Origin of the sequence: Escherichia sp. HH41S (genome assembly GCF_009820115.1) — a bacterium.
In the GTDB taxonomy this organism is placed as follows: Bacteria; Pseudomonadota; Gammaproteobacteria; order Enterobacterales; family Enterobacteriaceae; genus Escherichia; species Escherichia coli_F.
Genome location: NZ_VNXE01000015.1, coordinates 175,231 through 201,698, shown reverse-complemented (window position 1 = coordinate 201,698; position 26,468 = coordinate 175,231). Strand labels below are relative to the sequence as shown.

The 26,468-nt window shown below is 52.0% G+C and carries 22 protein-coding genes and 2 pseudogenes; 10 read left to right on the top strand and 14 right to left on the bottom strand.

The window, feature by feature from the left end; translation table 11 throughout:
- Positions 1-91 precede the first annotated feature (91 nt).
- The 5 genes from FQZ95_RS04150 to cusR all read right to left on the bottom strand — a co-directional run bounded on the left by FQZ95_RS04150 (position 92) and on the right by cusR (position 8,444).
- A complete protein-coding gene (locus FQZ95_RS04150; protein ID WP_160529904.1) occupies positions 92-982 on the bottom strand; it encodes a DUF4434 family protein in 891 nt (296 codons plus the stop codon).
- Positions 983-3,955: a bacteriophage adsorption protein NfrA gene (gene nfrA, locus FQZ95_RS04145; RefSeq protein WP_160529903.1), complete on the bottom strand. Its 2,973-nt coding sequence runs from the start codon at positions 3,953-3,955 to the stop codon at positions 983-985. It abuts the gene before it with no gap.
- Positions 3,942-6,179: a cyclic di-3',5'-guanylate-activated glycosyltransferase NfrB gene (gene nfrB / locus FQZ95_RS04140; RefSeq protein WP_105288296.1), complete on the bottom strand. Its 2,238-nt coding sequence runs from the start codon at positions 6,177-6,179 to the stop codon at positions 3,942-3,944. Before nfrB ends, nfrA begins: the two co-directional genes overlap by 14 nt.
- Positions 6,180-6,328: 149 nt before the next feature.
- Complete coding sequence (gene cusS, locus FQZ95_RS04135; RefSeq protein WP_160529902.1) at positions 6,329-7,771, bottom strand: Cu(+)/Ag(+) sensor histidine kinase CusS; 1,443 nt, start codon at positions 7,769-7,771, stop codon at positions 6,329-6,331.
- Complete coding sequence (gene cusR, locus FQZ95_RS04130) at positions 7,761-8,444, bottom strand: copper response regulator transcription factor CusR (RefSeq protein WP_000770953.1); 684 nt, start codon at positions 8,442-8,444, stop codon at positions 7,761-7,763. The genes cusS and cusR overlap by 11 nt, the downstream gene beginning before the upstream one ends.
- A 156-nt stretch (positions 8,445-8,600) precedes the next feature.
- Between cusR and cusC the strand changes: the two genes are divergently transcribed.
- The 5 genes from cusC (at position 8,601) to pheP (ending at position 16,210) form a co-directional block, all read left to right on the top strand.
- A complete protein-coding gene (gene cusC, locus FQZ95_RS04125) occupies positions 8,601-9,983 on the top strand; it encodes a Cu(+)/Ag(+) efflux RND transporter outer membrane channel CusC (RefSeq protein WP_160529901.1) in 1,383 nt (460 codons plus the stop codon).
- 22 nt (positions 9,984-10,005) lie between these two features.
- The gene (gene cusF, locus FQZ95_RS04120; protein WP_000709873.1) at positions 10,006-10,338 is read left to right on the top strand and encodes a Cu(+)/Ag(+) efflux RND transporter periplasmic metallochaperone CusF; all 333 of its coding nucleotides are present in this window, start codon (positions 10,006-10,008) and stop codon (positions 10,336-10,338) included.
- A gap of 15 nt (positions 10,339-10,353) precedes the next feature.
- Positions 10,354-11,577: a Cu(+)/Ag(+) efflux RND transporter periplasmic adaptor subunit CusB gene (gene cusB / locus FQZ95_RS04115; RefSeq protein WP_160529900.1), complete on the top strand. Its 1,224-nt coding sequence runs from the start codon at positions 10,354-10,356 to the stop codon at positions 11,575-11,577.
- Positions 11,578-11,588: 11 nt separating this feature from the next.
- The gene (gene cusA / locus FQZ95_RS04110) at positions 11,589-14,732 is read left to right on the top strand and encodes a Cu(+)/Ag(+) efflux RND transporter permease subunit CusA (protein WP_160529899.1); all 3,144 of its coding nucleotides are present in this window, start codon (positions 11,589-11,591) and stop codon (positions 14,730-14,732) included.
- 101 nt (positions 14,733-14,833) lie between these two features.
- A complete protein-coding gene (gene pheP / locus FQZ95_RS04105) occupies positions 14,834-16,210 on the top strand; it encodes a phenylalanine transporter (RefSeq protein ID WP_032183580.1) in 1,377 nt (458 codons plus the stop codon).
- Between the two features lie 79 nt (positions 16,211-16,289).
- Here the strand turns inward: pheP and ybdG are convergent, their stop codons facing one another.
- The 5 genes from ybdG to FQZ95_RS04080 all read right to left on the bottom strand — a co-directional run bounded on the left by ybdG (position 16,290) and on the right by FQZ95_RS04080 (position 20,258).
- A complete protein-coding gene (gene ybdG, locus FQZ95_RS04100) occupies positions 16,290-17,537 on the bottom strand; it encodes a mechanosensitive ion channel YbdG (protein ID WP_001153126.1) in 1,248 nt (415 codons plus the stop codon).
- Positions 17,538-17,644: 107 nt separating this feature from the next.
- Positions 17,645-18,298 carry an oxygen-insensitive NAD(P)H nitroreductase gene (gene nfsB / locus FQZ95_RS04095; protein ID WP_088541950.1) on the bottom strand — a complete coding sequence of 218 codons (654 nt, stop codon included), beginning with the start codon at positions 18,296-18,298 and terminating at the stop codon, positions 17,645-17,647.
- Positions 18,299-18,392: 94 nt separating this feature from the next.
- Complete coding sequence (locus FQZ95_RS04090) at positions 18,393-18,761, bottom strand: MmcQ/YjbR family DNA-binding protein (RefSeq protein ID WP_088541951.1); 369 nt, start codon at positions 18,759-18,761, stop codon at positions 18,393-18,395.
- Positions 18,762-18,825: 64 nt separating this feature from the next.
- Entirely contained in the window at positions 18,826-19,074 is a 249-nt protein-coding gene (locus FQZ95_RS04085; RefSeq protein WP_088541952.1) for a DUF1158 domain-containing protein, read from the bottom strand.
- 65 nt (positions 19,075-19,139) lie between these two features.
- A complete protein-coding gene (locus FQZ95_RS04080; protein WP_088541953.1) occupies positions 19,140-20,258 on the bottom strand; it encodes a YbdK family carboxylate-amine ligase in 1,119 nt (372 codons plus the stop codon).
- A gap of 58 nt (positions 20,259-20,316) precedes the next feature.
- On the opposite strand from FQZ95_RS04080, the gene FQZ95_RS26670 reads away from it, so the two are divergent.
- The gene (locus FQZ95_RS26670; protein ID WP_265327857.1) at positions 20,317-20,445 is read left to right on the top strand and encodes a hypothetical protein; all 129 of its coding nucleotides are present in this window, start codon (positions 20,317-20,319) and stop codon (positions 20,443-20,445) included.
- Positions 20,446-20,480: 35 nt separating this feature from the next.
- On the opposite strand, the pseudogene FQZ95_RS26805 reads toward FQZ95_RS26670, so the two are convergent.
- Positions 20,481-20,740: pseudogene (locus tag FQZ95_RS26805) on the bottom strand (hypothetical protein).
- Here FQZ95_RS26805 and hokE (FQZ95_RS04075) point away from each other — a divergent pair.
- Positions 20,709-20,861, top strand: coding sequence for a type I toxin-antitoxin system toxin HokE (gene hokE, locus FQZ95_RS04075; protein WP_000956465.1), 153 nt, complete (start codon positions 20,709-20,711; stop codon positions 20,859-20,861). The pseudogene FQZ95_RS26805 and the gene hokE (FQZ95_RS04075) overlap by 32 nt on opposite strands.
- 350 nt (positions 20,862-21,211) lie before the next feature.
- Entirely contained in the window at positions 21,212-21,364 is a 153-nt protein-coding gene (gene hokE, locus FQZ95_RS26080; RefSeq protein WP_000956467.1) for a type I toxin-antitoxin system toxin HokE, read from the top strand.
- 107 nt (positions 21,365-21,471) lie between these two features.
- Here hokE (FQZ95_RS26080) and FQZ95_RS26800 read toward each other — a convergent pair.
- Positions 21,472-21,745, bottom strand: a pseudogene (locus tag FQZ95_RS26800) (hypothetical protein).
- On the opposite strand from FQZ95_RS26800, the gene hokE (FQZ95_RS04065) reads away from it, so the two are divergent.
- Complete coding sequence (hokE, locus tag FQZ95_RS04065) at positions 21,714-21,866, top strand: type I toxin-antitoxin system toxin HokE (protein WP_000956467.1); 153 nt, start codon at positions 21,714-21,716, stop codon at positions 21,864-21,866. The pseudogene FQZ95_RS26800 and the gene hokE (FQZ95_RS04065) overlap by 32 nt on opposite strands.
- 121 nt (positions 21,867-21,987) lie before the next feature.
- Here the strand turns inward: hokE (FQZ95_RS04065) and entD are convergent, their stop codons facing one another.
- The gene (gene entD / locus FQZ95_RS04060) at positions 21,988-22,608 is read right to left on the bottom strand and encodes an enterobactin synthase subunit EntD (protein WP_077630135.1); all 621 of its coding nucleotides are present in this window, start codon (positions 22,606-22,608) and stop codon (positions 21,988-21,990) included.
- A 174-nt stretch (positions 22,609-22,782) separates the two neighbouring features.
- Positions 22,783-25,023 carry a siderophore enterobactin receptor FepA gene (gene fepA, locus FQZ95_RS04055; RefSeq protein WP_032183587.1) on the bottom strand — a complete coding sequence of 747 codons (2,241 nt, stop codon included), beginning with the start codon at positions 25,021-25,023 and terminating at the stop codon, positions 22,783-22,785.
- 242 nt (positions 25,024-25,265) lie between these two features.
- Between fepA and fes the strand changes: the two genes are divergently transcribed.
- Positions 25,266-26,468 carry an enterochelin esterase gene (gene fes, locus FQZ95_RS04050; RefSeq protein ID WP_088542214.1) on the top strand — a complete coding sequence of 401 codons (1,203 nt, stop codon included), beginning with the start codon at positions 25,266-25,268 and terminating at the stop codon, positions 26,466-26,468.

Below are 26,468 nucleotides of genomic sequence, written 5' to 3'. Positions count from 1 at the left end.
TTTAGCACGCTTTTTAGCAATTAATCTTGATGGAATTCTGACGAGAGCGAAAGAGGTAAGCCAGGTCGTACCCGACTTACCTGGAGGAGATTTAATACTCGAGAATACCGTGCGCAACGGGCAAATAGCGCAGAGAGAAATAGAGCGTGTCTTTACCGCAAGAGGAACGTTTCGCTAACAGTGAGGCAATTTCTGCGTCTGGCTTCGGTTTCGCGGTAAAGGTTTTGCCTTTACCGGCGACAAACAGTTCATAAACAATGCCGCTGGCAGGGGCGGAGCTTTGGCAATCGGCGCTGGCCTGTAGATAACGTTCACGCTGTTCAGCAGTAAGTTTATCCACGCCGCTGCCATCCTGAACCCAGACATTAACGCCGGTTGCTTTAACGTGTTCCAGCAGTTGGCGATAGCCATCGGGCGACATATTTCCGGCGAAAAAACTACTGATATAAACCGGTTTTGCCGAAACATCACTAATCAGCCGCTGCGCATTGTTTAACCACGTTAGCAAGGGCTGACGGGCGGCTTCGCTGCGCCAGTTCAGGTCGTCAATTTCTGCGCTGATGTACCAGCCATCCGGCGTTACGCCAGGTACGGCGCTCCATATTCTGGCTTGCTGGAGATCGGCTGCCAGCAGGCGATTAAGATAGCTTTCCAGCGCCGCGGACGACTGTTTCTGGTGCATAAAAAATTCTGGATCGGCGTTCAGCCCGACAATCAGCTTCAGGCCAGCCTGTTGCGCAGCTGCGGCACGCTTAAACAATAACGCGCGCTGTTCTGGCTGGGTGAATGCATCGCCGTAACGGGTCCATTGCAAAACCAGGGTATCGAAGCCTTGCAAACGTAACTGACTCATCAGCCCCTGCCACTGGGTATCGGTAACCTGACTATCACGGTTTTGTGGTTGCCAGATAATACCTTTCATCGCAAAGGAAAAAGGGCTGACCAAAAGCAGTGTCAGCAATACGAAAATGAACTTACGCATTTACCAGTGCACTCCAATGGTGAGAAACGCGTTGTTGCGCTCTCCGTTACGTTGATTAATCGCCTTAAAGGTATGTTGATATTCGACGCCGAGACTGACTTTGTGCGGCCAGGCGTCGTAGTGCGTCTCGCCGGTCCAGATATTCCAGCGGACCCCGACACCGCCAAGCTGCGCGCCCTGAGTGCCTTTATCACGATAACCGTTGTCCTGAACGTGAGCGTAAGGCTCAATAGTCTGTCCGTTCGCCACCTTCTGATGCCAGCTTACGCGATAATCTGCCGTCCACGCCTGAATATCCTGGCGGACATATTGCGCCGCATCGAGGTACAGGTTTTGGGCAAACCAGCCTGAACCGTTCGGGTGCCATTCGTCGCTGTATTTGCCGCCATTAAAGAATGAGGCGCTGGCGCGCAGCATGGTATCGGATGCGCCGTTTTGTCCGTTCAGCGGCAATTGCTGTTCGACGGCGAGGAAAAAGATCTGATCGCGCAGCGGCTTCCAGCGCAGACCGGTGCCGGACATCGGATTTTTCACCGGCATCATCACCCCGTTTTCTCCGGTATCGGCAAATACACGGCTGTAAACCGAGAGCAGATCGCCTTCCAGCAGCATATTGCGTCCGATGCGGTACTCGGCTTCCAGTTGCCCGTAGCTACGATAGCTTTTCCCTGGCGCTGCGCCGCCGACATTATTGTTAGCGGTACTCATTGCGCCGGAACGCAAGCCGATAGAAGAATCGAAACTGAACGTCCAGCGGCGACCGACCTCCTCATGCAGACGGCGGAAATTGAAGCGTTGCTGATTTTGCTCTGGGGTCAGTGGGGTTATCAGCGCCTGATTATCAATGTCATCAATCACCAGCCGGGCGTAGTGCTGCGTCGCAGGCATATCATCCAGACGCTGGTTCACGTAGGCCAGTTGTCGGATAAGTGCCGGATCGTCCGGTAGCCCTTTATGCGCCTGTTCGAGCATTTCCCGCGACTGTGCGATATCACCGCTATCCCACAAGGCGTAACCGAGCGCTGCCTGGGTGTTGCTATTATTCGGTTCCAGTTCCAGAGCGGCGCGCAAATCACTCACCGCCGCCGGGACATTATGACGTTGGCGATAAATTGTCGCCCGCGCAACGTAAGCGTTGGCAGAAGGCGCAATATTGATTGAGCGCGTGAGATCGTTCAGTGCGAGTTCCGGCTGACCAGGAATGTAACGTTGCGCATGCAGCCACCAGTAGAGGGCATTGTTTCCCAGCCCACGTTGTTCTGCCTGCTGAAGCCAGCGATCGCGAGCCGCACCATTTCCTGCCGCCTGGGCGGTATTGGCAGCAGCAAGCAGATCCTCATTGCTCATGTCGTGAAGACTGATTTTCTGCCAGGCCGCCAGTGCGGTGGCGTAATCCTCAACCTGATACGCCTGATAGGCTACCGCACGATGTTGCCAGGCGTTCGGTTGCCGTTGTTCGGCCTGAAGCCATGCATACAACGCCACACCGGGTAGCGTGTCCCGATAACACTTTGCCAGACGGTTCCAGGCGGCGGCATCGTAGGAAGGCGACATATCGCCCAGCAAGCGAACTATTGCCGGGCAATTATCTGCAATACCCGGCAACTGACTTTGCCACTGACGTTGCTCCGCCAGCGGTAAGGGTTTCGATAAAATCGCCACCTTCGCCGGAGTTGCCAGGTAAGGATGACTTTCCAGCAAAGACGCCAGTCGCGTCATTAAAGTCTGGCTGACGCGCGCATCGCCCTGGAAGGGATAGCGTTGCAGCAACAAATCGGCAGCTTCGCGTGACTGCTCGTTCTGCATCAGTTGCCAGGTCAGTTGATCCAGGCGGGTAAGATTTGTCGGTTCTTGCTGATACAGCAATCGTGCCAGACGCAGAGCTTCAGCCTTGTTATGAGTCGCTACGCTAACGGTATAACGCTCCTCAAGCATTTCATTGGCGGGGAGGGTGGCGAGCAGTTTTTGCGCTGCGTCGTACTGACCTTCTTTTAACAGCACCGGTAGCGTCGCGCCAACAACATACTGGCGGTTATCGGCAAACTGTACCGTATAATTCGCCAACGCCTGAACGGGGTTGGCGCTGTATTTAGATAACAGATAGAGCCAACTTTTCTCTTGTGCGTCCGTGGTAAACAGCGGCTTATTTTCAATGAGATAATGCTGGAGGCGTGCTTTCTCGCCACGATAAGCCAGCGCGGTCGCGTAAGTAATGTACGACTGTGGATCGGTGAAGATCCCCTCTGATTGCAGCGCCAGGATCCGATCATCCAGCTGGCCTGCGAGCAGAACATCAAACCACTGACGGCGCTCAGCTGCGTTTAATGTATTTTGTTGCCGTGATTCACTGAACAACGTTTCTGCCAGCGACCACTGCTTGAGGTAGATTGCCCGTTGCAGCAGATCGGTTCGCAGCGTTTTTCCTTCCGGCGATGCAGCAAACGTCGCATCGTTCAGTTGCGCTCTGGCGACAGGTAATTGTGCCAGCCGCAGGGCATTCTGCCCGACTTCACTGCGACAACGCAGGGTCGGCGCAGCGTCGCACGCTTTTTGCTGGGCAAGCAGTTCTTCAACAGTCGTAACGCTTTTCACTTCAACTGGAATAGCCGCCAGACTGCGCTCAAGTCGGGCATCTCCTGGGTGACGTTTCAGTTGATCCTCAAGCAACAGCCGCGCCCGGTCATCATGACCAAAATGGCGATAGGCTTCCGCAAGGTATAAAGTCAGCGGAATATTATCCGGCACCTGCTGGTGTATATATTCAAATTCGCGGATGGCGGTTGCTTCGTCGTTATTTTTCTGTGCCTTCAGCGCCTTATCGAGACGGGGATAAATAACAAAATGGCGATAATCGCTCAGCCCCAGCTCTTCTGCGCTGGTGCCGATATTGTCTGCGAGTGCGCTGGTACTCAATAAAGACGTCAGCAGTAAACCAGACCATCCGATGACGCGATTAAGGTTATTCTCCTTCATTTTCGGACTCCAGTTGCGCAACCTGTTCTGTGTTTAAACCTGCTTTGAGTAATAGTGATTGCATCGAAACTTGTAATTCGCGTTGAATTGTCAGGACGCGATCCAACGTTTCCTGGCTGATAACGCCTTCGGTGACCAAAAACTTGCCGAGCGGCAGAGAACTGCGTTCATGGCGCAATAACAACACGTTAATTGCTGAACGATTAATATGACCTAGCGTGGTCAGTATTTCGGCGAACAGGAACTGATGCGGCACATATTGCCGCCAGATTTCACCGGCCTGCTGTTCCGTGAGCCACTGATGCTGAACCGCATTGTACAACATTGCCCGCGGATCGTGACCGCGTCGGCGTGCATACCAGTGACGTAACCCCGTGACAATTTGTCCCCGCAGAACAATGACGTAACGCACTTTGCGTCCGACTTTACGCGTCAGGGCTGCCAGCGAAACCGGGTCAATACCATCTTCACTGCCGACAATTAACTCATCATTTTCCAGACGCAGCGGTAGCACCGCATAATGCAGCGCCACGGAGGCCGGCATCGCGGCAATCAGCGAAGAAGGGATCTGCCAGGCATCGATGGACTCCCACGCCACGCCGTTTTGCTCTGCCAGTGCCTGTGCCAGCTGTTCGGCGCTAATCAGCCCCTGCATCAGCATTGAACCGCCCAGGCGTAGACCTTCGACACGATTACGCAGTGCCGTATCGAGTTGTTCTTCAGTGATGACCTGATTTTCCAGCAGAATTTGACCTAACGGGCGCAACGAGCGGGTATCGCCAGTGACGCTGGGGAAGTCATGCGTTGTTTTATCCCACGCGACGCGACGTGGATCGCCGTGTTGAAGCACCTGTTTTAACGCGCGCCAGTTGGCCATGAAGTTAATCAGGTTGCCCCAGAAAAGACGCAGGACAGATAGCAGCCCCTGCGTCAGACCGTAGTAGCCAGTGACAAAAATCACCCGCTGCACGATGCGGTTAACCATCAAACCAAAGTTTAGCCACAGCAGGGTCATTAACCATGTGCTGCCGCTGAAAATAGAAAGGAAATGCCAGGCATCGGGCCACAAACTTTCATACGCCAGTAACAGCAAAAGCTGGATCATCACCAGCATCGCGAGGAAGCTGACAAAGTTACTGATTGCCCCTTTGCGGTCGCGCCAGAGAAAGTAGTTGAGTGTCAGGCTGGAGGTCCATTTATGGGTTTTAAAGCCCTGGAAAACAATGCCGATGATCCAGCGAGACTTTTGTCGAACCGCCGTCGAAAAGGTATCGGGGAAATATTCGCGCACGCAGATCATGTTTGACGTCCGCGCGTGCTGTAAAAATTTACGCTGCTCGCGTTCTTTGGCTTCGTCCACCACCGGAAAACGGACAAAAATTTCCGTCATACCTTTTTCTTTCAGGCGGAAACCAATGTCGTAATCTTCAGTAAGACTCTGCACGTCGAAAGCAATACCGTCACCGTCAGCTAACAGTGCGGTCACGGCGCGGCGGCTGAAACAAGTACCGACGCCTGCGCTGGGCACCTGTCCGGCGAGGGCTTCACGCACCGGAACATCTTTGCCATGCAGTTCTGAAAACTCATCAATGTAAGTCATGCTGGTGAAGTGCGTCCATTCGCGTTCGAATGGGTATACCGGGATCTGAATCAGATCTTTACGCTCGACCAGATAGTTGAACAGACGCAATTCCATCGGTGAAATTACGTCTTCGGCGTCATGCAGAATAAAACCAGCAAAAGCGAAATTGGCGCTACGCTCAAACTGGGTGATGGCGTCCAGCACGTTGTTCAGGCAGTCGGCTTTGCTGGTGGGGCCAGGACGCGCGCAGACTACCTTATGCACGTTTGGGAAGCGAGCGCACACTTCGTCAACATCACGCTGAGTATCGGGGTCGTTGGGGTAGGTGCCAACAAAGATATGATAGTTTTCATAGTCGAGCGTGGTCGCCGCCAGCTCGGCCATATTGCCGATGACGCCCGTTTCATTCCACGCCGGAACCATAATCGCTAACGGCTTTTCATCTGGTTTATACAGTTCGCGGTAACTCATTCGCGGGTAGCGGCGATAAACACTCAACTTGCGTTTAATGCGGCGTACCCAGTAGACGACATCAATAAAAAAATCGTCCAGCCCGCTGATGAACATGATGACCGCTAACGTTATCGCGATTACTTTTAAGCCATATAGCCAGGTTGCAAAAACATCAAGAAGCCAGTCCACACAAAAACCTTACATTAACGCTGGTTATGTTTAGGGTGGCGTATATTAAAGTTTTTTATGAATTGTGACAGCTTTTTATCATTAATAGGTAGGATTATTGCGGCACGTTATTTTTACACTGGTTATAAAAGTTGCCGATTGCTGAAGGATTAAGCGGGTAATATGATAACAAACCTTGTTCCCCGCGCATCTGACGTTACTGCAACCGTGCCTTTATGCGCGACAACAATCGATTTCACTATCGCCAGCCCAATGCCGCTACCTTCACCTTTTCGCTGGCGGGAAGGATCAACGCGGTAGAAACGGTCAAACAAACGCGGTAAATGCTCGGGCGCAATGGGCGTACCGGGGTTTTCGACGGTAACTTGCACCTGGTGATCGACCGTCTGGCAGCGCACTACAATTGCCTCTCCGGGCGGCGTATAACGCAGGGCGTTAGAAAGCAGGTTGCTTAACGCCCGACGCAGCATCAGCGGATCGCCCGCAACCTGACATTCGTCGCCAACAAACCGCAACTCCACGCCGCGATCTTCCGCTAACGCCTCGAAAAAATCGAACACTTTGCCAACTTCATCCGCCAGGTTGAGCATTTTCTTTTCGGGGATTAACTGGTTGTTATCGGCCTGAGCGAGAAACAGCATATCGCTGACCATTTTCGCCATTCGCGTCAGCTCTTCGAGATTAGAGTAGAGCACATCTTCCAGCTCCTTCTGGCTGCGCGACTGGCTGAGGGCGATTTCCGTTTGCGTTATGAGATTCGTAATCGGCGTGCGAATTTCGTGGGCGATATCCGCTGAGAAATTGGACTGGCGGGTAAAGACATCCTCGATACGCTCGATCATATGGTTGAACGACAGCACCAGTTGTTCCAGTTCAATGGGCACGGTCTGTGGATCGAGGCGAACGTCGAGATCTTTCGAGGTAATGTTCTGGATTTGACAGCTGACGCTGCGAATTGGCGCGTGGCCTTTATGTACCGCCAGCAGCACGATAAAGACGATCAGGATGCTGATGATCGATGCGGTCATAATAAGTTTATTCATCAAATCATTAATGTAATGAAGATGAAAATCGATAGACAGCGCGATGTAGAGCGTATAAATCGGTTTGCCGTCCACCAACGGGCCAACCGGCAAGTTAATCATCCGCCAGTTGCTGTGTTCCATATGCCCGTGACCGTGGCCTGGCATCATCATTGTCGGGCCGGAAAGGAGATACACCTCGCCGCCCCGAGCGTCTTTATCGGGTATGGCATCACGTGCAAACTCGCGGATATCCGGCGCACCGGGAGAGTGATACACCGTTTTACCGTGGCTATCTGCCAGGGAAATCAACACGTTGGAATAACCACTGACGATATCTTCCAGCGTCATTAAGCGTCGGGCTTGTGTCTCTTCGGGATGATTAAGAACACGCCTGAATGTGGCGCTAATCTCTTTTAAATCATTAATATCCTGCTCGGCAAAATGCACTTTTACCGAGTGGATCATGATCCAGGCAAAGACGAAAAACGCTGCAATGGTGGCAAGGCTGATAAAAAAGGTCAGGCGGGTTGCCAGCGAAAACGGGCGCTGAAACGGCTTACTGGCCATCCGGCACCTCAAGCATGTAACCCACGCCGCGCACGGTTTGAATCAGCTTCGGCTCAAAGTCGTTGTCGATTTTGCCGCGCAGTCGCTTCACCGCCACATCAATAGCGTTAGTATCGCTGTCAAAATTCATGTCCCATACCTGCGAGGCGATAAGCGAGCGGGGCAGCACTTCACCCTGATGGCGGAGGAAAAATTCCAGCAGGGTAAATTCTTTACTGGTCAAAGTGATGCGCGTACCGCTGCGGGTGACTTTGCGGCTAACGAGATCGACCATCAGGTCGGCAACCTGAAACTGACTTTCGATAATTACCGCCGCCCCGCGCCGCAGTAGAGTCCGCACCCGCGCCAGCAGTTCAGCAAAAGCGAACGGTTTCACCAGGTAGTCATCTGCCCCCAACTCCAGCCCCTTGACGCGATGTTCAATGGTGCCAAGCGCGGTAAGTAACAGAATCGGCATCCCTTTATTGGCGGAACGCAACATACGCACGATATCCCAGCCGTTCACGTCCGGCAGCATAATATCGAGGATTATCAGGTCATAATCACCTGTCATCGCCAGATGATATCCATTCAGCCCGTTATCGGCCAAATCAACCACAAAACCGGCCTCGGTTAACCCTTTGGTTAAGTATTCGCCGGTTTTCTTTTCATCTTCGACAATCAACAGTTTCATATTTCCTCCGCATGTTGTCCGGGCAATTCTAGAGTAGCGGGATCAGATGGCAATCGCTTATTGGCAAAATGACAATTTTGTCATTTTCCTGTCACCGGAAAATCAGAGCCTGGCGTGTAAAGTTGGCGGCATAAAATCACCAGAAATTATGTGCCTATGTTTCCTTGTAAACTTCTGCCATTTTGTGTGGCCCTTGCGTTAACCGGTTGTTCTCTGGCACCGGAATATCAGCGTCCGGCAATGCCCGTGCCGCAGCAGTTCTCACTCAGCCAGAACGGCCTGGTTAACGCGGTAGATAACTACCAGAACGCGGGCTGGCGCACCTTTTTTGTTGATAATCAGGTGAAGACGCTGATTAGCGAGGCGCTGGTGAATAATCGGGATTTGCGCATGGCGACGCTGAAAGTGCAGGAGGCACGGGCGCAATATCGTCTGACCGATGCCGACCGCTACCCACAGCTCAATGGCGAGGGCAGCGGCAGCTGGAGCGGCAATCTTAAAGGCGATTCAGCCACGACGCGGGAGTTCTCGACTGGCCTTAACGCCAGCTTTGATCTAGATTTTTTCGGTCGCTTAAAGAACATGAGCGAAGCCGAGCGACAAAATTATTTAGCCACTGAGGAAGCTAAGCGCGCGGTGCATATTCTGCTGGTTTCTAATGTCGCGCAAAGCTATTTCAATCAGCAACTGGCTTATGCGCAATTACAAATAGCCGAAGAAACGCTGCGTAATTATCAGCAGTCATATGCGTTTGTCGAAAAACAACTTTTGACTGGTAGCAGCAATGTTCTGGCGCTGGAACAGGCTCGCGGGATGATAGAAAGTACCCGCAGTGACATCGCTAAACGTCAGGGGGAACTGGCGCAGGCGAATAATGCATTGCAACTGTTATTGGGAAACTACGGCAAGCTGCCGCAAGCGCAGACAGTAAACAGCGACAGCCTGCAAAGCGTTAAATTACCGGCGGGCTTGTCGTCGCAAATCTTGTTGCAGCGCCCGGATATTATGGAAGCTGAACACGCGTTAATGGCGGCTAATGCCAATATTGGTGCTGCGCGTGCGGCATTTTTCCCGTCTATAAGCCTGACCAGCGGAATATCAACTGCCAGCAGCGATCTGTCATCATTATTTAACGCCAGTAGCGGGATGTGGAATTTTATTCCCAAAATTGAGATCCCCATTTTTAATGCCGGACGCAACCAGGCCAATCTGGATATCGCCGAAATTCGCCAGCAGCAGTCGGTGGTGAATTATGAACAGAAAATTCAGAACGCCTTTAAAGAAGTGGCAGATGCGCTTGCATTACGTCAAAGCCTGAACGATCAAATCAGCGCCCAGCAGCGTTATCTGGCGTCGCTGCAAATTACTTTGCAACGGGCGCGGGCATTATATCAGCACGGCGCGGTAAGTTATCTGGAAGTGCTGGATGCCGAGCGTTCCTTTTTTGCAACCCGACAAACTTTACTCGACCTGAATTATGCCCGTCAGGTTAACGAAGTTTCCTTATATACCGCCCTGGGTGGCGGTTGGCAGCAATAAATTTTAACTCCAGGAGAGAATAATGAAAAAAGCACTGCAAGTTGCAATGTTCAGTCTGTTTACTGTTATTGGCTTTAATGCTCAGGCTAACGAACATCATCATGAAACCATGAGCGAAGCACAACCACAGGTTATTAGCGCCACCGGTGTGGTAAAAGGTGTTGATCTGGAAAGCAAAAAAATCACCATCCACCACGATCCGATTGCCGCAGTGAACTGGCCGGAGATGACCATGCGCTTTACCATCACCCCGCAGACGAAAATGAGTGAAATTAAAACTGGCGACAAAGTAGCGTTTAATTTTGTCCAGCAGGGCAACCTTTCTTTATTACAGGATATTAAAGTCAGCCAGTAACCCAGGTTTAATGAGATGAAAAAAATCGCGCTTATTATCGGCAGCATGATCGCGGGCGGTATTATTTCTGCGGCAGGTTTTACCTGGTTTGCAAAGGCTGAACCGCCCGCAGAAAAAACGTCGACCGCAGAACGTAAAATATTATTCTGGTACGACCCGATGTATCCCAATACGCGGTTCGATAAACCAGGTAAATCGCCGTTTATGGATATGGATCTGGTGCCGAAATATGCCGATGAAGAGACTTCTGCGTCTGGTGTGCGCATTGACCCGACCCAGACGCAAAATCTGGGGGTGAAAACGGCGACCGTCACGCGCGGGCCGCTGACTTTTGCCCAGAGTTTCCCAGCGAATGTGAGTTACAACGAGTATCAGTTTGCCATTGTGCAGGCCCGCGCAGCCGGGTTTATCGACAAGGTGTATCCGCTTACCGTAGGCGATAAAGTGCAAAAGGGCACACCGCTTCTCGACCTGACCATTCCCGACTGGGTGGAAGCGCAGAGTGAGTATTTACTGCTGCGCGAAACCGGCGGGACGGCGACCCAGACTGAAGGCATTCTTGAACGCCTGCGGCTGGCGGGAATGCCGGAGGCCAATATTCGCCGCCTGATTACCACGCAAAAAATCCAGACTCGCTTTACGCTCAAAGCCCCTATTGATGGCGTGATCACTGCGTTTGATCTGCGTGCGGGAATGAATATCGCCAAAGATAACGTGGTCGCGAAAATTCAGGGTATGGACCCGGTGTGGGTCACTGCTGCGATCCCGGAGTCCATCGCCTGGCTGGTGAAAAATGCCTCGCAGTTTACGCTCACCGTTCCGGCGCGACCGGATAAAACGCTCAGCATCCGCAAATGGACCCTTCTACCCGGCGTGGATGCCGCGACCCGCACGCTGCAACTGCGTCTGGAAGTCGACAACGCCGACGAGGCGCTAAAACCGGGAATGAACGCCTGGTTGCAACTCAACACCGCCAGCGAACCGATGCTGCTCATTCCGTCACAGGCGCTGATTGATACTGGTAACGAACAGCGGGTGATTACCGTTGATGCCGACGGGCACTTTGTACCGAAACGCGTTGCTGTTTTCCAGGCGTCGCAAGGCGTCACCGCGCTACGTTCTGGTCTGGCGGAAGGCGAAAAGGTGGTTTCCAGCGGCCTGTTCCTGATCGATTCCGAAGCCAATATTTCTGGCGCACTGGAGCGGATGCGCTCTGAAAGTGCTACCCATGCGCATTGAGGGAATAACCAATGATTGAATGGATTATTCGTCGCTCGGTGGCGAACCGTTTTCTGGTGCTGATGGGCGCGTTGTTTCTGAGTATCTGGGGCACCTGGACTATCATTAACACGCCAGTGGATGCGCTGCCTGATCTCTCCGATGTGCAGGTGATTATTAAAACCAGCTATCCCGGTCAGGCACCGCAAATCGTTGAAAATCAGGTGACTTATCCGCTAACCACCACCATGTTGTCAGTACCTGGCGCGAAGACTGTGCGCGGTTTCTCGCAGTTTGGCGACTCTTATGTGTATGTCATTTTCGAAGATGGCACCGATCCGTACTGGGCGCGCTCGCGGGTGCTGGAGTACCTCAACCAGGTACAGGGTAAGCTGCCTGCGGGAGTCAGCGCCGAGTTGGGGCCAGATGCCACGGGTGTTGGCTGGATCTATGAATATGCACTGGTGGATCGCAGCGGTAAGCACGATCTGGCCGATTTACGCTCATTGCAGGACTGGTTTCTCAAATATGAGTTAAAAACCATCCCTGACGTTGCGGAAGTGGCGTCGGTAGGTGGTGTGGTGAAAGAGTATCAGGTGGTTATCGATCCCCAGCGCCTGGCGCAATATGGCATCAGTCTTGCCGAAGTAAAAAGCGCGCTGGATGCTTCAAACCAGGAAGCGGGCGGTTCGTCGATCGAACTGGCGGAAGCGGAATATATGGTACGCGCCAGCGGCTATCTGCAAACGCTCGACGACTTTAATCACATCGTTTTAAAAGCCAGCGAAAATGGCGTGCCCGTTTATCTGCGTGATGTTGCGAAGGTCCAGATTGGCCCGGAGATGCGCCGGGGCATTGCCGAACTCAATGGTGAAGGCGAAGTGGCGGGCGGGGTGGTGATCCTGCGCTCCGGCAAAAACGCCCGTGAAGTGATCGCCGCCGTGAAGGACAAACTGGAAACGCTGAAAAGCAGTCTGCCGGAAGGCGTGGAGATAGTTACAACATACGATCGCAGCCAGCTCATTGACCGCGCCATCGACAACCTCAGCGGCAAGCTGCTGGAAGAATTTATTGTGGTGGCGGTAGTCTGCGCGCTGTTTCTCTGGCATGTGCGCTCGGCGCTGGTGGCGATTATTTCGTTGCCGCTGGGGTTGTGTATTGCTTTTATTGTCATGCACTTCCAGGGACTGAATGCCAATATTATGTCGCTGGGCGGTATTGCGATTGCCGTCGGGGCGATGGTCGATGCCGCTATCGTCATGATCGAGAATGCGCATAAACGGCTGGAAGAGTGGCAGCACCAGCATCCTGACGCCACGCTGGATAATAAAACGCGCTGGCAGGTGATCACCGATGCATCTGTTGAAGTGGGGCCAGCGCTGTTTATCAGTCTGCTGATTATCACGCTGTCGTTTATCCCGATCTTCACCCTGGAAGGGCAGGAAGGGCGTCTGTTTGGCCCGCTGGCGTTCACCAAAACGTATGCGATGGCGGGCGCGGCGCTGCTGGCGATCGTAGTGATCCCCATCCTGATGGGCTACTGGATCCGTGGCAAAATTCCACCAGAAAGCAGTAATCCGCTCAATCGCTTTTTGATTCGTGTTTATCATCCGCTGTTGCTGAAAGTACTGCACTGGCCGAAAACCACGCTGTTGGTGGCGGCGCTTTCGGTACTGACGGTTCTCTGGCCGCTCAATAAAGTTGGCGGAGAATTTTTACCGCAGATCAATGAAGGCGACTTGTTGTATATGCCATCGACGCTGCCGGGGATTTCCGCAGCGGAGGCGGCGAGTATGCTGCAAAAAACCGACAAGCTGATTATGAGCGTACCTGAAGTGGCGCGGGTATTTGGCAAAACCGGGAAAGCGGAAACCGCCACCGACTCCGCACCGCTGGAGATGGTAGAAACGACCATCCAGCTTAAGCCACAGGATCAGTGGCGGCCAGGCATGACGATGGACAAAATCATTGAGGAACTGGATAACACCGTGCGTCTGCCGGGGCTGGCAAATCTGTGGGTGCCGCCAATTCGTAACCGTATCGATATGCTCTCAACCGGCATTAAAAGCCCCATCGGCATTAAAGTTTCCGGCACTGTGCTGGCGGATATCGACGCGATGGCGGAGCAAATTGAAGAAGTGGCGCGAACGGTGCCAGGCGTGGCTTCTGCCCTTGCCGAGCGTCTGGAAGGTGGGCGCTATATCAACGTTGAGATCAACCGTGAAAAAGCCGCCCGTTACGGTATGACGGTGGCGGATGTGCAGTTGTTTGTGACTTCAGCAGTGGGTGGGGCGATGGTTGGCGAAACGGTGGAAGGGATTGCCCGTTATCCAATTAATCTGCGTTATCCGCAAAGCTGGCGCGACAACCCGCAGGCGCTGCGCCAGTTGCCGATTTTGACGCCGATGAAGCAGCAAATTACCCTGGCAGATGTGGCCGACGTTAAAGTCTCTACCGGACCGTCGATGCTGAAAACCGAGAATGCGCGCCCGACAAGCTGGATTTATATCGATGCCCGCGATCGTGACATGGTGTCGGTGGTTCACGATTTGCAAAAAGCGATTGCCGAGAAAGTGCAGTTAAAACCGGGCACCAGCGTGGCATTCTCCGGGCAGTTCGAGCTACTGGAGCGCGCCAACCATAAGCTGAAACTCATGGTGCCGATGACGTTGATGATCATCTTCGTGCTGTTGTATCTGGCGTTCCGTCGCGTGGGTGAAGCGTTACTGATTATCAGCAGCGTACCGTTTGCGCTGGTGGGTGGCATCTGGTTGCTGTGGTGGATGGACTTTCATCTTTCCGTGGCAACGGGCACTGGCTTTATCGCCCTCGCGGGAGTCGCCGCCGAATTTGGCGTGGTGATGTTGATGTATTTACGTCACGCCATAGAGGCAGATCCATCCCTGGATAATCCGCAAACATTCAGCGAGCAGAAGCTGGATGAAGCGTTATATCACGGCGCGGTACTGCGCGTGCGCCCGAAAGCGATGACGGTGGCGGTGATTATCGCGGGTCTGCTGCCGATTTTGTGGGGAACGGGGGCAGGTTCAGAGGTGATGAGCCGGATTGCCGCGCCGATGATTGGCGGCATGATCACCGCACCTTTGCTGTCGCTGTTTATTATTCCGGCGGCGTATAAGCTGATGTGGCTGCACCGACACCGGGTACTGAAATAAAAGCAAGATACCCGGTTTAACCGTGTGGATTGTGTCTTGCGACGATGGGCACTAAATGTTAAAAGGTGCCCCTCAACAAAAAAGACACACAGGGGAAAGGCGTGAAAAACGCGTCAACCGTATCGGAAGATACTGCGTCGAATAAAGAGCCGACGCTTCATCGCGGATTACATAACCGTCATATTCAACTGATTGCGCTGGGCGGCGCTATTGGTACTGGTCTGTTTCTTGGCATTGGCCCGGCGATTCAGATGGCAGGTCCGGCTGTATTGTTGGGCTACGGCGTCGCCGGGATCATTGCTTTCCTGATTATGCGCCAGCTTGGCGAGATGGTGGTTGAGGAGCCGGTATCCGGTTCGTTTGCCCACTTTGCCTATAAATACTGGGGACCGTTTGCGGGCTTCCTCTCTGGCTGGAACTACTGGGTGATGTTCGTACTGGTGGGGATGGCTGAGCTGACCGCTGCGGGCATCTATATGCAGTACTGGTTCCCGGATGTTCCAACGTGGATCTGGGCTGCCGCCTTCTTTATTATCATCAACGCCGTTAACCTGGTGAACGTGCGCTTATATGGCGAAACTGAGTTCTGGTTTGCGCTGATTAAAGTGCTGGCAATTATCGGCATGATCGGCTTTGGCCTGTGGCTGCTGTTTTCTGGTCACGGCGGTGAGAAAGCCAGTATCGACAACCTTTGGCGCTATGGTGGTTTCTTCGCCACGGGCTGGAATGGGCTGATTTTGTCCCTGGCGGTGATCATGTTTTCCTTCGGCGGGCTGGAACTGATTGGGATTACTGCGGCTGAAGCGCGCGATCCGGAAAAAAGCATTCCAAAAGCGGTAAATCAGGTGGTGTATCGCATTCTGCTGTTTTATATCGGTTCGCTGGTGGTATTACTGGCACTCTACCCGTGGGTGGAAGTGAAATCTAACAGTAGCCCGTTTGTGATGATTTTTCATAATCTTGACAGCAATGTGGTGGCTTCTGCGCTGAACTTCGTCATTCTGGTAGCATCATTATCGGTATACAACAGTGGGGTTTACTCCAACAGCCGCATGCTGTTTGGCCTTTCTGTGCAGGGTAATGCGCCGAAGTTTCTTACCCGCGTTAGCCATCGCGGTGTGCCGATCAACTCGCTGATGCTTTCCGGGGCGATCACTTCTCTGGTGGTGCTGATTAACTATCTGCTACCGCAAAAAGCGTTTGGTCTGCTGATGGCGCTGGTGGTGGCAACGTTGCTGTTGAACTGGATTATGATCTGTCTGGCGCATCTGCGTTTTCGCGCGGCGATGCGACGTCAGGGGCGTGAAACACAGTTTAAAGCGCTACTTTATCCATTCGGCAACTATCTCTGCATTGCCTTCCTTGGCATGATTTTGCTGCTGATGTGCACGATGGATGATATGCGCTTGTCAGCGATTTTGCTGCCAGTGTGGATTGTGTTCCTGTTTGTGGTGTTTAAAACGCTGCGTCGGAAATAAGGCGTTCACGCCGCATCCGACAAAACGAAGTCAACCATCTGAATCTGCTCTCATCCATTCGATGAGAGCGGTTTTTTAATTACTGCTTAAATGCACCTGCCAGGGAGCGAATATCATTGCCGGTTGGTGACTGATGAAGCCGCAGACCAAACTCTTCGACAATCGCAAATATGTGGTCGAATATATCAGCCTGAATACTTTCATATTCCAGCCACACCACGGTGTTGGTAAACGCATAGATCTCGAGCGGTAAACCGTTATCGCCAGGAGCCAGTTGGCGCACCATTAAGGTCATATCTTTACGAATCCGCGGATGGTTACGTAGATATTCGTTCAGATAGGCGCGAAAGGTTCCAATATTGGTCATTCGACGCAGGTTTAATACCGACTCCGTAGAACCTTGCTGGCGATTCCACTCATTAATTTCCTGATGGCGGCTGGTTAAATAAGGTTTTAACAAATGCGCTTTATTCAGACGTTGCATTTCGTCTTCATCAAGAAAATGAATACTGGTGACATCAATGCTGATACTGCGTTTAATACGTCGCCCGCCGGATGCTGACATCCCGCTCCAGTTTTTAAAGGAGTCAGAAACCAGAGACCAGGTAGGAATAGTGGTAATGGTATTGTCCCAGTTACGCACTTTGACGGTGGTTAACCCAATATCGATCACCGCGCCATCCGCGCCGTATTTCGGCATCTCCAGCCAGTCGCCCAGTTTCAGCATATCGTTCGCGGAAAGCTGAATACCTGCCACCAGACCAAGAATCGGATCTTTAAATACCAACATCAGCACGGCAGCCATTGCACCAAGACCGCTGATCAGAATCGCTGGCGATTGACCAATCAGCAGCGAGATCATCAAAATGCCGACCAGAATCGCGCCGATCAGTTTAATCCCCTGAAATATCCCTTTCAGCGGTAACTGAGACGCCGCCGGGAATTTCTGCGCCAGATTCAAAATAACATCCAGCAACGAGAAGACTGAAAGCAGTGCATACATCATGATCCACAACTGCGCGCAGGTGGTCAGAATATCAGCCGCTTCGGTGCCTTTTTGCAGCCAGAATACCGCCTGAATATTGACGATAATCCCCTGCAAGGTGAAAGCTAAACGGTGGAAGAGTTTATTCTGGGTAATGATTTGCAACCATAGCCGTGAACTGGCGATGGCACGTTTTTCGAAGGTCCGTAGTACTACCCAGTGCAAAATAATATGCACCACAACGGCAGTCAGAAAAATAATACCGAAAATCATCACCATCGAGGTGGTGTGATCAAACTCAATACCCGCTAAATCTTCAACCTGGGATATTAAATCCTGCATAACGTCTCCTTTATACAACAGTAGCCTATGATGACGGCTGAAACAGGGTTATGCAAATCAGGATAATCTGAGGGGAAATAGCCGGGCGGATGCCCGGCAAAGGAGAATTACACTTCAGTTATGGTGATGTTTTGCGGCAGACGGGATTTCGGCAGTGTAGCGTTGAAATCTTCGACGCTGTGATGACCTACCGGAACAACCACCAGGCTGGTGTAGCCTTTCTCTTTCAAACCGAATTCTTCATCGAGGATTGCGGCGTCAAAACCTTCGATGGGTACCGCGTCCAGACCCAGTGCCGCAACGCCCAGCAGGAAGTTACCGACGTTGAGATAAACCTGTTTTGCCATCCACTCAGCATCATCTTGCAGATCTTTACGGTGCATATCGGCGAAGAATTTGCGACCTTTATCGTTCGCGGCTTTCGCTTCCGGCGTGGCAAAGCGGCCATCGGCATCTTCCTGGTCAACAACCTGTTTCAGCCAGGCATCGTCCATCGCGGTTTTCGCGCAGAACACCACGACGTGCGAGGCATCAAGCATTTTGCGCTCGTTGAACACGTAATTATCGGCGGCGGATTTGGCAACACGCGCTTTGCCTTCTTCCGTGCTGGCAACAATAAAATGCCACGGCTGGGAGTTGGTGCTGGATGGGCTGTATTGCAGCAGCGTTTTGATCTGCTCGGCCTGTTCCGGGGTAAGTTTTTTGCTGGCATCAAATGCCTTAGTGGAATGACGCTTTAAGGCGACAGAAATGATATCCATAAAGACTCCATGTGTAAGTAGTTTTGCGTGCCAGCAGATTACAAGGTTCAACGAGAAATGGTAAGCGAGAAAAATGCGCTATAGATTTTCGCTTTTAGTCTGGGCGCACTCTTTTTTGATCGCGTTTAGATAAGCCATCAACCACTAAATTCCATGAATCATCGATAAGATCGCGCAGTAACGCTTCGGAGATCTCATCGCCTGGATACACTGAAATCCAGTGCTTCTTATTCATGTGATACCCTGGCTTAATGCTCGGGTATATCTGCTGATTTAACAGGGATTTTTGTGGATCGGACTTCAAATTGATAAAGGGGACGCCGCGCAGCTCCGACGACAGCAAAAAAATCTTGCCGCCAACTTTAAAGACATCGAACTCCGGGCCAAAAGGCCAGCAAAGCTCGACAAAGGGTAACTCAAGGGCCAGGCGTTTCGCCGTTTCGTGCAGTGATTGCTTATCCATAAACGTTCCTTTAGGCGAAGGAGAATAAGCAAAGTATGCCGCGAAGTACGGCGATAATCGACGTTTAATCCGCCAGCGAGAACCAGCGTCGCCAGATAAAACGCAGAATAAAATACTCAATAGCGCCCAGCACTAAAAACCACAGACAAAACAATAAAGTGTAAAGCTGGCTAAGATCCATCAGATGGAACATGGTCACCAGTTTTTGTGCCAGCGTCAGCCCCAGTGCGGGGGCGGGCAGCAGCAGGCAAGAGAGGAAAGCCATCAGCAAAATGCCTGCTGCGGTGGTTAAGGTTTCTAAAGGGTGTTTCATAACATTGTTAAATGTAAGTTAAAACACCATTGTCAGGGATATTCTTCTGTAAGGCAATTCCCGACTTATTCTCCGGCCCAAATCTCACAATGCTTTTTCACCAGTCCAATCAGCGAGCCGCCATCGGCGACGAAATCACGCATCAGCTGCGATTCATTCAGACCGCTAACGACCTGGCGATGCAGGGCCTCAATCGCGCTCGATGCGCCAATTTTATGTGCCGAAGGGGCGATTTTTTCCAGCAATCGCAAGGTGTCTTCCGTTAGTGGCCGACGATCGCCAGTGTGCGGATCGGTAATGGCACCTTCCAGCCCATAACGGCAAGCCTGGAAGCGGTTGAATTTATACAGCAGGTAATCTTTCTCCTGATGTTTGAACGGGCGTTCCGTCAGTAACCAGTGGGCGGTGGCCTGAATCAATCCTGCCATATTTACCGCGTGGCTAAGGGTTAATGGGGTATCCATCACCCGAACTTCCACCGTGCCAAAATGGGGGCTGGGGCGAATATCCCAGTGCAGATCTTTAATGCTGTCGATCATCGTGGTGTAACTCAGACAACGAAACAGGGCTTCAAATTGTTGCCAGTTACTGACCCACGGCATTGGGCCATTGTCGGGAAAGGCGGAAAAAATATTCGGTCTTGAGGAAGCAAAGCGTGTATCCGTTCCCTGCATATACGGCGATGCGGCAGAAAGGGCGATAAAGTGCGGCACAAACCGCGACAAGCCGTGCAGCAAATAAATGGCGTCATCGCCACTGGCGCAGCCAACATGGACATGCTGACCAAAAACGGTCGCCTGCTGAATGAGATAACCAAAGTTTTCCAGCGTTCGTTGATAGCGTTCGTTATCGCATACCTCCTGACGCTGCCATTTCTGAAACGGGTGCGTGCCACCGCCGCAAATTTCCAGATGATGGTCTGCGGCTGCCTGCAATACGACTTTCTGCATCGCTGAAAATTGCCCGGCAGCCTGGTTGATATCACGGCAAACATCCGTCGCCAGCTCCAGCATACTTTCGGTGATATCGTGCTTTACTTCCCCGGCAGTGATCTGATTTTTAACCGCGTCAATCAGCGTTGAAGAGTCCTGGCTTAAGTCATAGCCCGGCGGATTAACCACCTGCATTTCCAGTTCAATACCGAGGGTAAAAGGTTCAGAGACTTGAAAATCGGGTATTGGCATAGGTTTCTCTTATGTTGGCGTTTTCATTTCAGTATAGAAGTGGGAGCGGCCGGGGGAGATGCGGAAGTTCTGGAATGTTTCTTTTTTTGGTGATGGTGAACTGATTGCTACTGAAGCAATTTGGCTACTTTTGCAATGTGCCAGGTTATGGCAGAGCTGGCTGGCGGCGGAGAATTTTGACGATTGAGGGGCGAAGGAAAAACTGGCTTAGTTTCGGTTGATCTAATGCGTAGTGAGAAGTCCGAAATAAGACCAACTGTATAAATAAACAGCTATTTTGCTAAGGAAGGGTAAGATGACTGCGGGTGCCTGAAGCTTTCCGGTTTCAGGTTTACTCTGAGGTCTGGAAAGATGAAGCCCCAGGAGATATTTCTATCAACCCTGGGGCTGCCACTCCAAACCCGAACAATTTGGATGGTAGTCCCTTCTTCGCATGGAGGCAATATAAACATGCTGACGAAATATGCCCTTGTGGCAGTCATAGTGCTGTGTTTGACGGTGCTGGGATTTACGCTTCTGGTCGGCGACTCGCTGTGTGAGTTTACGGTGAAGGAACGTAATATTGAGTTTAAGGCTGTTCTCGCTTACGAACCGAAGAAGTAGCCGTTGTGCGGGGAGTAATCCCCGCATATCCGGTTGTCAGGTCAGGGTGGTAAGGCACCTGTTTTACACTTTCGCCCGCGGTCAGTGATGGCTGCGGGCGATGTCGTTTTAAGGGCAATGATCAGTTTTGCCAACAGAAGTCCGAAACAGGACTCACTGTATAAATAAACAGCCATTTTGCTAAGGAAGGGTAAGATAACGGCGGGTGCCTGAAGCTTTCCGGTTTCAGGTTTACTCTGAGGTCTGGAAAGATGAAGCCCCAGGAGATATTTCTATCAACCCTGGGGCTGCCACTCCGAACCTCAACAACTCGGATGGTAGTCCCTTCTTCGCATGGAGGCAATATAAACATGCTGACGAAATATGCCCTTGTGGCGGTCATAGTGCTGTGTTTGACAGTGCTGGGATTTACGCTTCTGGTCGGCGACTCGCTGTGTGAGTTCACCGTAAAGGAACGTAATATTGAGTTCAGGGCTGTTCTCGCTTACGAACCGAAGAAGTAGCCGTTGTGCGGGGAGTAATCCCCGCATATCCGGTTGTCAGGTCAGGATGGTAAGGCACCTGCTTTACATTTTCGCCCGCGGTCAGCAATGGCTGCGGGCGATTTCGTTTAACTGGCATGGGCGATAATACCAATGAAAAGTCCGGAACAGGATTTACTGTATAAATAAACAGTTATTTTGCTAAGAAAGGGTAAGATAACGGCGGGTGCCTGAAGCTTTCCGGTTTCAGGTTAACTCTGAGGTCTGGAAAGATGAAGCCCCAGGAGATATTTCTATCAACCCTGGGGCCGCCACTCCAAACCAGACAATTTGGATGGTAGTCCCTTCTTCGCATGGAGGCAATATAAACATGCTGACGAAATATGCCCTTGTGGCGGTCATAGTGCTGTGTTTGACAGTGCTGGGATTTACGCTTCTGGTCGGCGACTCGCTGTGTGAGTTCACCGTAAAGGAACGTAATATTGAGTTCAGGGCTGTTCTCGCTTACGAACCGAAGAAGTAGCCGTTGTGCGGGGAGTAATCCCCGCATATCCGGTTGTCAGGTCAGGATGGTAAGGCACCTGCTTTACACTTTCGCCCGTGGTCAGTGATGGCTGCGGGCGAATCGTACCAGATGTTGTCAATTAATCGTGTTGGCACAGCGTTATGACTATTTTTTCTTTTATCTGCCAGTGCACAGCAAACATCTCATTCTCACGATGAATGATGATCCGCTGTTTATTCCAGCTAATTATCTGATAATCCAGAAAACCTTGAGCGGCCTGTATCTTGCTTGCCTTAAATGCGCTCTCTTTGGCGGAAAATGCCAGTGTCAGCGCCAGAGAAAAGGTTAAACCACATTCTGCGAGTCGCTCGTGTTCTGCTGGTGTAATAATGTTGTCTGTCAATTCTCTTGCGGTTTGTACAGAGAAAATCTCTTCGATATCAATGCCAATCGGTTGACGAGATACCACGGCTAATGCCGTAGTCCCGCAGTGGCTAATACTGCCGTATACCTCCGCAGGCCACACAGGTTGGCGGAGCTCGCCGATTGCGGGCACACATTTATAGCCATATTCCCGCAAGGCGTAAACAGCAGCGATCCGTCCGGCTAAATGCTCTGTTTTACGTTTACGTCCAGCGTGTTGCAGTTGTGCGTAGTGTGGCAGCCAGAGTAAATCCTGCTCGCGAAAACTCACCGGATCGAACTCAACAAAATGCAGCGTATGTCCGGCAAAGGGGAGGGAGGTATGCGTAGTTTTCATGTCGACCATATTAGAGACTGATGACAAACGCAAAACTGCCTGATGCGCTACGCTTATCAGGCCTACACTATCCTGCAATATATTGAATTGGCAAGATTTTTGTAGGCCGGATAAGGCGTTCACGCCGCATCCGGCATGAACGACGCGCACTTTGTCAACAATTTGACGTTAGCATCAGAAGTGAGTGTTTACGCTCATATACCATGTACGTCCCGGCTCGTTATAGGTATACGCCCCGGCACCCGCGATATAGTTGGCTCCTGCCAAATCGCCCGTGGTCTGGGCATTACCCGCACGCCACAAACGCTTGTCGAACAGGTTGTCCACGCCGCCGGTCAGACTGACATTCTTCGTCACATCCCAGGTCGCGCTCAGACCCACAATGCTGTACGGACTGATTTCTTTGGTTTCCGGGCCAACCGCTGGCTGACCTTTATAGTTGTACTTCTTCGGCTGCTGCTTGCCGTACCAGGTGAAGGTCGTTTGCATCGACAAATCTTCCCGTGCCTGCCAGCTCAGCGTTGAGTTCAACGTATACTCCGGGATGATCGACAAACGGTCGCCCGTGGTTTTGTTTTCACTCTTCAGCATATAAGTGATGTTGTTGGTCCACATCACCGTTTCGCTAACCGGTACGTTTAACGATCCTTCCAGACCTTCAACCACCGCTTTCGGCACGTTATCCCACTGATAGAGATCGGTGCCGACTGCGTTTTGCCCTACAGCCACATAGCCCGCTTCAATCTTATTGCGATAATCGTTACGGAACCAGGTGACACCCGCCAGCCAGCCGTCGCGTTTGAACTCCAGACCAATCTCTTTGTTGATGCTGGTTTCCGCTTTCAGGTCATCATTACCTTGCAAATAGCAGCCGCCCGCGCTGGCATAGCAGCCCTGACCTTTACTGTAGAGAATGTAGTTCGGGTTAGTCTGGTACAGGCTCGGCGCTTTATAAGCACGGGCGATGCCCATTTTCAGCGTGAAGTCATCGCCTAAACCTTGCGATATATTCAGCGCCGGACTCCAGTTATTGCCGACAATGCTGTGATGATCGAAACGCAGCCCCGGCGTTACGATGGTGCTGTCAGTCAGCTCCATGTTGTTTTCGGCAAATAGCGAGAAAATTTCTGCCTTTGAATATGGGCTACGGTCAGTGGCACTTACACCATCAATAGCACCGCCGGTATTCGTTCCGGTCAGCGCCTGGGTGTTGGAACTTAAGTCCTTCATCCGCTGCTGATTCCACTCAGTCCCCAGCGTCAGCGTCTGGTTAACGAGGAAATCAATCGGCAGGTTAACTTCGCTGTGCAACATCACGTCATCAAGATCGATATCGACGAAATCTTGTGTCGCTTTTTCGTTAAATTTCCCTTCGGTGCCGCCCGCCAGGCCTTCCGGTATACGCGAGTTACGGGTGTGTTCGTACTGCACCCAATTGCTGGTGGTCACGCCGTTATCCCAGCCACCGTTCCAGGTCAGCGAGTAGTTCTGGCGATACAGGCGGTTGGTTTCATCGCCATATTTAGAGCGAGTGTAAGCGTCAGAGTTGGTGTTCTGGGTGTCACCCGCATACAGGTTACCCTGGCGGCTGTAGCCCGCTTCAAGTTCGAGTGACTGCATAGGGGCGAAGTCCCAACGCACCACGCCATTGATATCTTTGTTGATCACCCCTTCGCGCCCGGCTGGTAACGTCGTGGCATAGGTTCCGGCACGCGCTGACTGATGGCCCTGGTTAATATCCCACGCATCAGCCTGAGTTTTGTCGAGGTTGCCATATAAACGGAAGCTGAATTCGTCGCCCAGCGGACCGGTCAAGCTGAAGTTGGTGCGTTTGGTGGCACCTTCCTCTTTATGCTCTGGCGCATTGAAATAAGCATCCCAGGAGCCGTGCCACTCGCCGCTGCCTTTTTTGGTAATGATGTTAACCACGCCGCCCGCCGCGCCGTTGCCATAACGCGCAGCTGCCGGACCACGCAGAACTTCAATACGTTCAATCATTTCAGGCGGCACCCAGGAGGTATCACCACGGGTATCACGCTCGCCACGCCAGCCCTGACGCACCGAGTTACGGCTGCTGACAGGCTTACCGTCAATCAAAATCAGCGTGTTTTCCGGACCCATGCCGCGAATATCAATCTGGCGGTTATTACCACGCTGACCACTAGTGGAGTTACCTGTCAGGTTAACGCCAGGCATGGTACGAATGATCTCCGATACATCGCGGGCAACCGGGTTTTTGCGGATTTCATCTGCGGTGATGGTCGAAACGCCTGGCGCCTGCAAGTTCTGCTCGGCGGCGGTAACGACAATAGTATCGTCATGTGAAACAGGAGTATCGGTTGGCTCTTGTGCCTGCGCTACCCCATAAATCCCCAGATTGACCAACAAGGCCAGGGAATGAATCTTCTTGTTCATTGTTTTATTCCTGCATTTTTGCCACGAATTGCAACTGTCGGGCGTAGTCGTCATCAATACGACGTATCCCGCTACCGCGAAAACCTTTGATCCTGAAAGACACGCAGTGCAGTTGGTTAATTAATGTCCGCGCTTCCCACGGCGCGCCATTACGCTATTGCAAATGCAAATAGTTATCAATAATATTATCAATATATTTCTGCAATCAATGAAAAATTGCACAGTAAACATGGGGTTATGGTGTGACGGCGTTAAAAGTAGGAAGTGAGAGCTGGTGGCAGTCGAAACATGGCCCGGAATGTCAGCGTCTGAATGACGAAATGTATCAGGTCACTTTCTGGTGGCGTGATCCACAAGGTTCTGAAGACCACTCGACGATAAAGCGCGTATGGGTCTATATCACTGGCGTGACCGATCACCATCAGAACAGCCAGCCCCAGTCGATGCAGCGAATTGCAGGGACCGATGTCTGGCAGTGGACGACACAACTCAATGCCAACTGGCGCGGCAGCTACTGTTTTATTCCTACCGAACGTGATGACATTTTTTCTGCTCCATCACCTGATCGCCTCGAATTGCGCGAAGGCTGGCGAAAACTATTACCCCTGGCGATAGCCGATCCGCTGAATCCACAAAGCTGGAAAGGCGGGCGAGGGCACGCTGTTTCTGCACTCGAAATGCCGCAAGCGCCCCTGCAACCAGGATGGGATTGTCCGCAAGCGCCAGAAACGCCTGCCAAAGAAATTATCTGGAAAAGTGAACGGTTGAAAAATTCACGCCGTGTATGGATTTTTACCACCGGCGATGCAACAGCAGAAGAACGTCCGCTGGCAGTTTTACTTGATGGCGAATTTTGGGCGCAGAGTATGCCCGTCTGGCCTGCGCTGACTTCGTTGACCCATCGTCAGCAACTTCCTCCCGCCGTGTACGTGTTGATCGACGCTATCGACACCACGCAACGTGCCCACGAACTGCCATGTAATGCGGATTTCTGGCTGGCAGTACAGCAAGAGTTATTACCCCAGGTGAAAACTATCGCCCCCTTTAGCGATCGCGCCGATCGTACTGTGGTCGCCGGGCAGAGTTTTGGTGGGCTTTCCGCGCTGTATGCCGGACTGCACTGGCCTGAACGCTTTGGCTGTGTATTAAGCCAGTCGGGATCGTACTGGTGGCCGCACCGGAGCGGTCAGCAAGAGGGCATGTTACTTGAACAGCTCAAAGCTGGTGAAGTTAGCGCCAAAGGTCTGCGCATTGTGCTGGAAGCGGGTATTCGCGAGCCGATGATCATGCGGGCCAATCAGGCGCTGTATGCGCAATTAGCCCCCCTAAAAGAATCCATTTTCTGGCGTCAGGTTGACGGCGGACATGATGCGCTTTGTTGGCGCGGTGGCTTGATGCAGGGGCTAATCGACCTCTGGCAACCACTTTTCCATGACAGGAGTTGA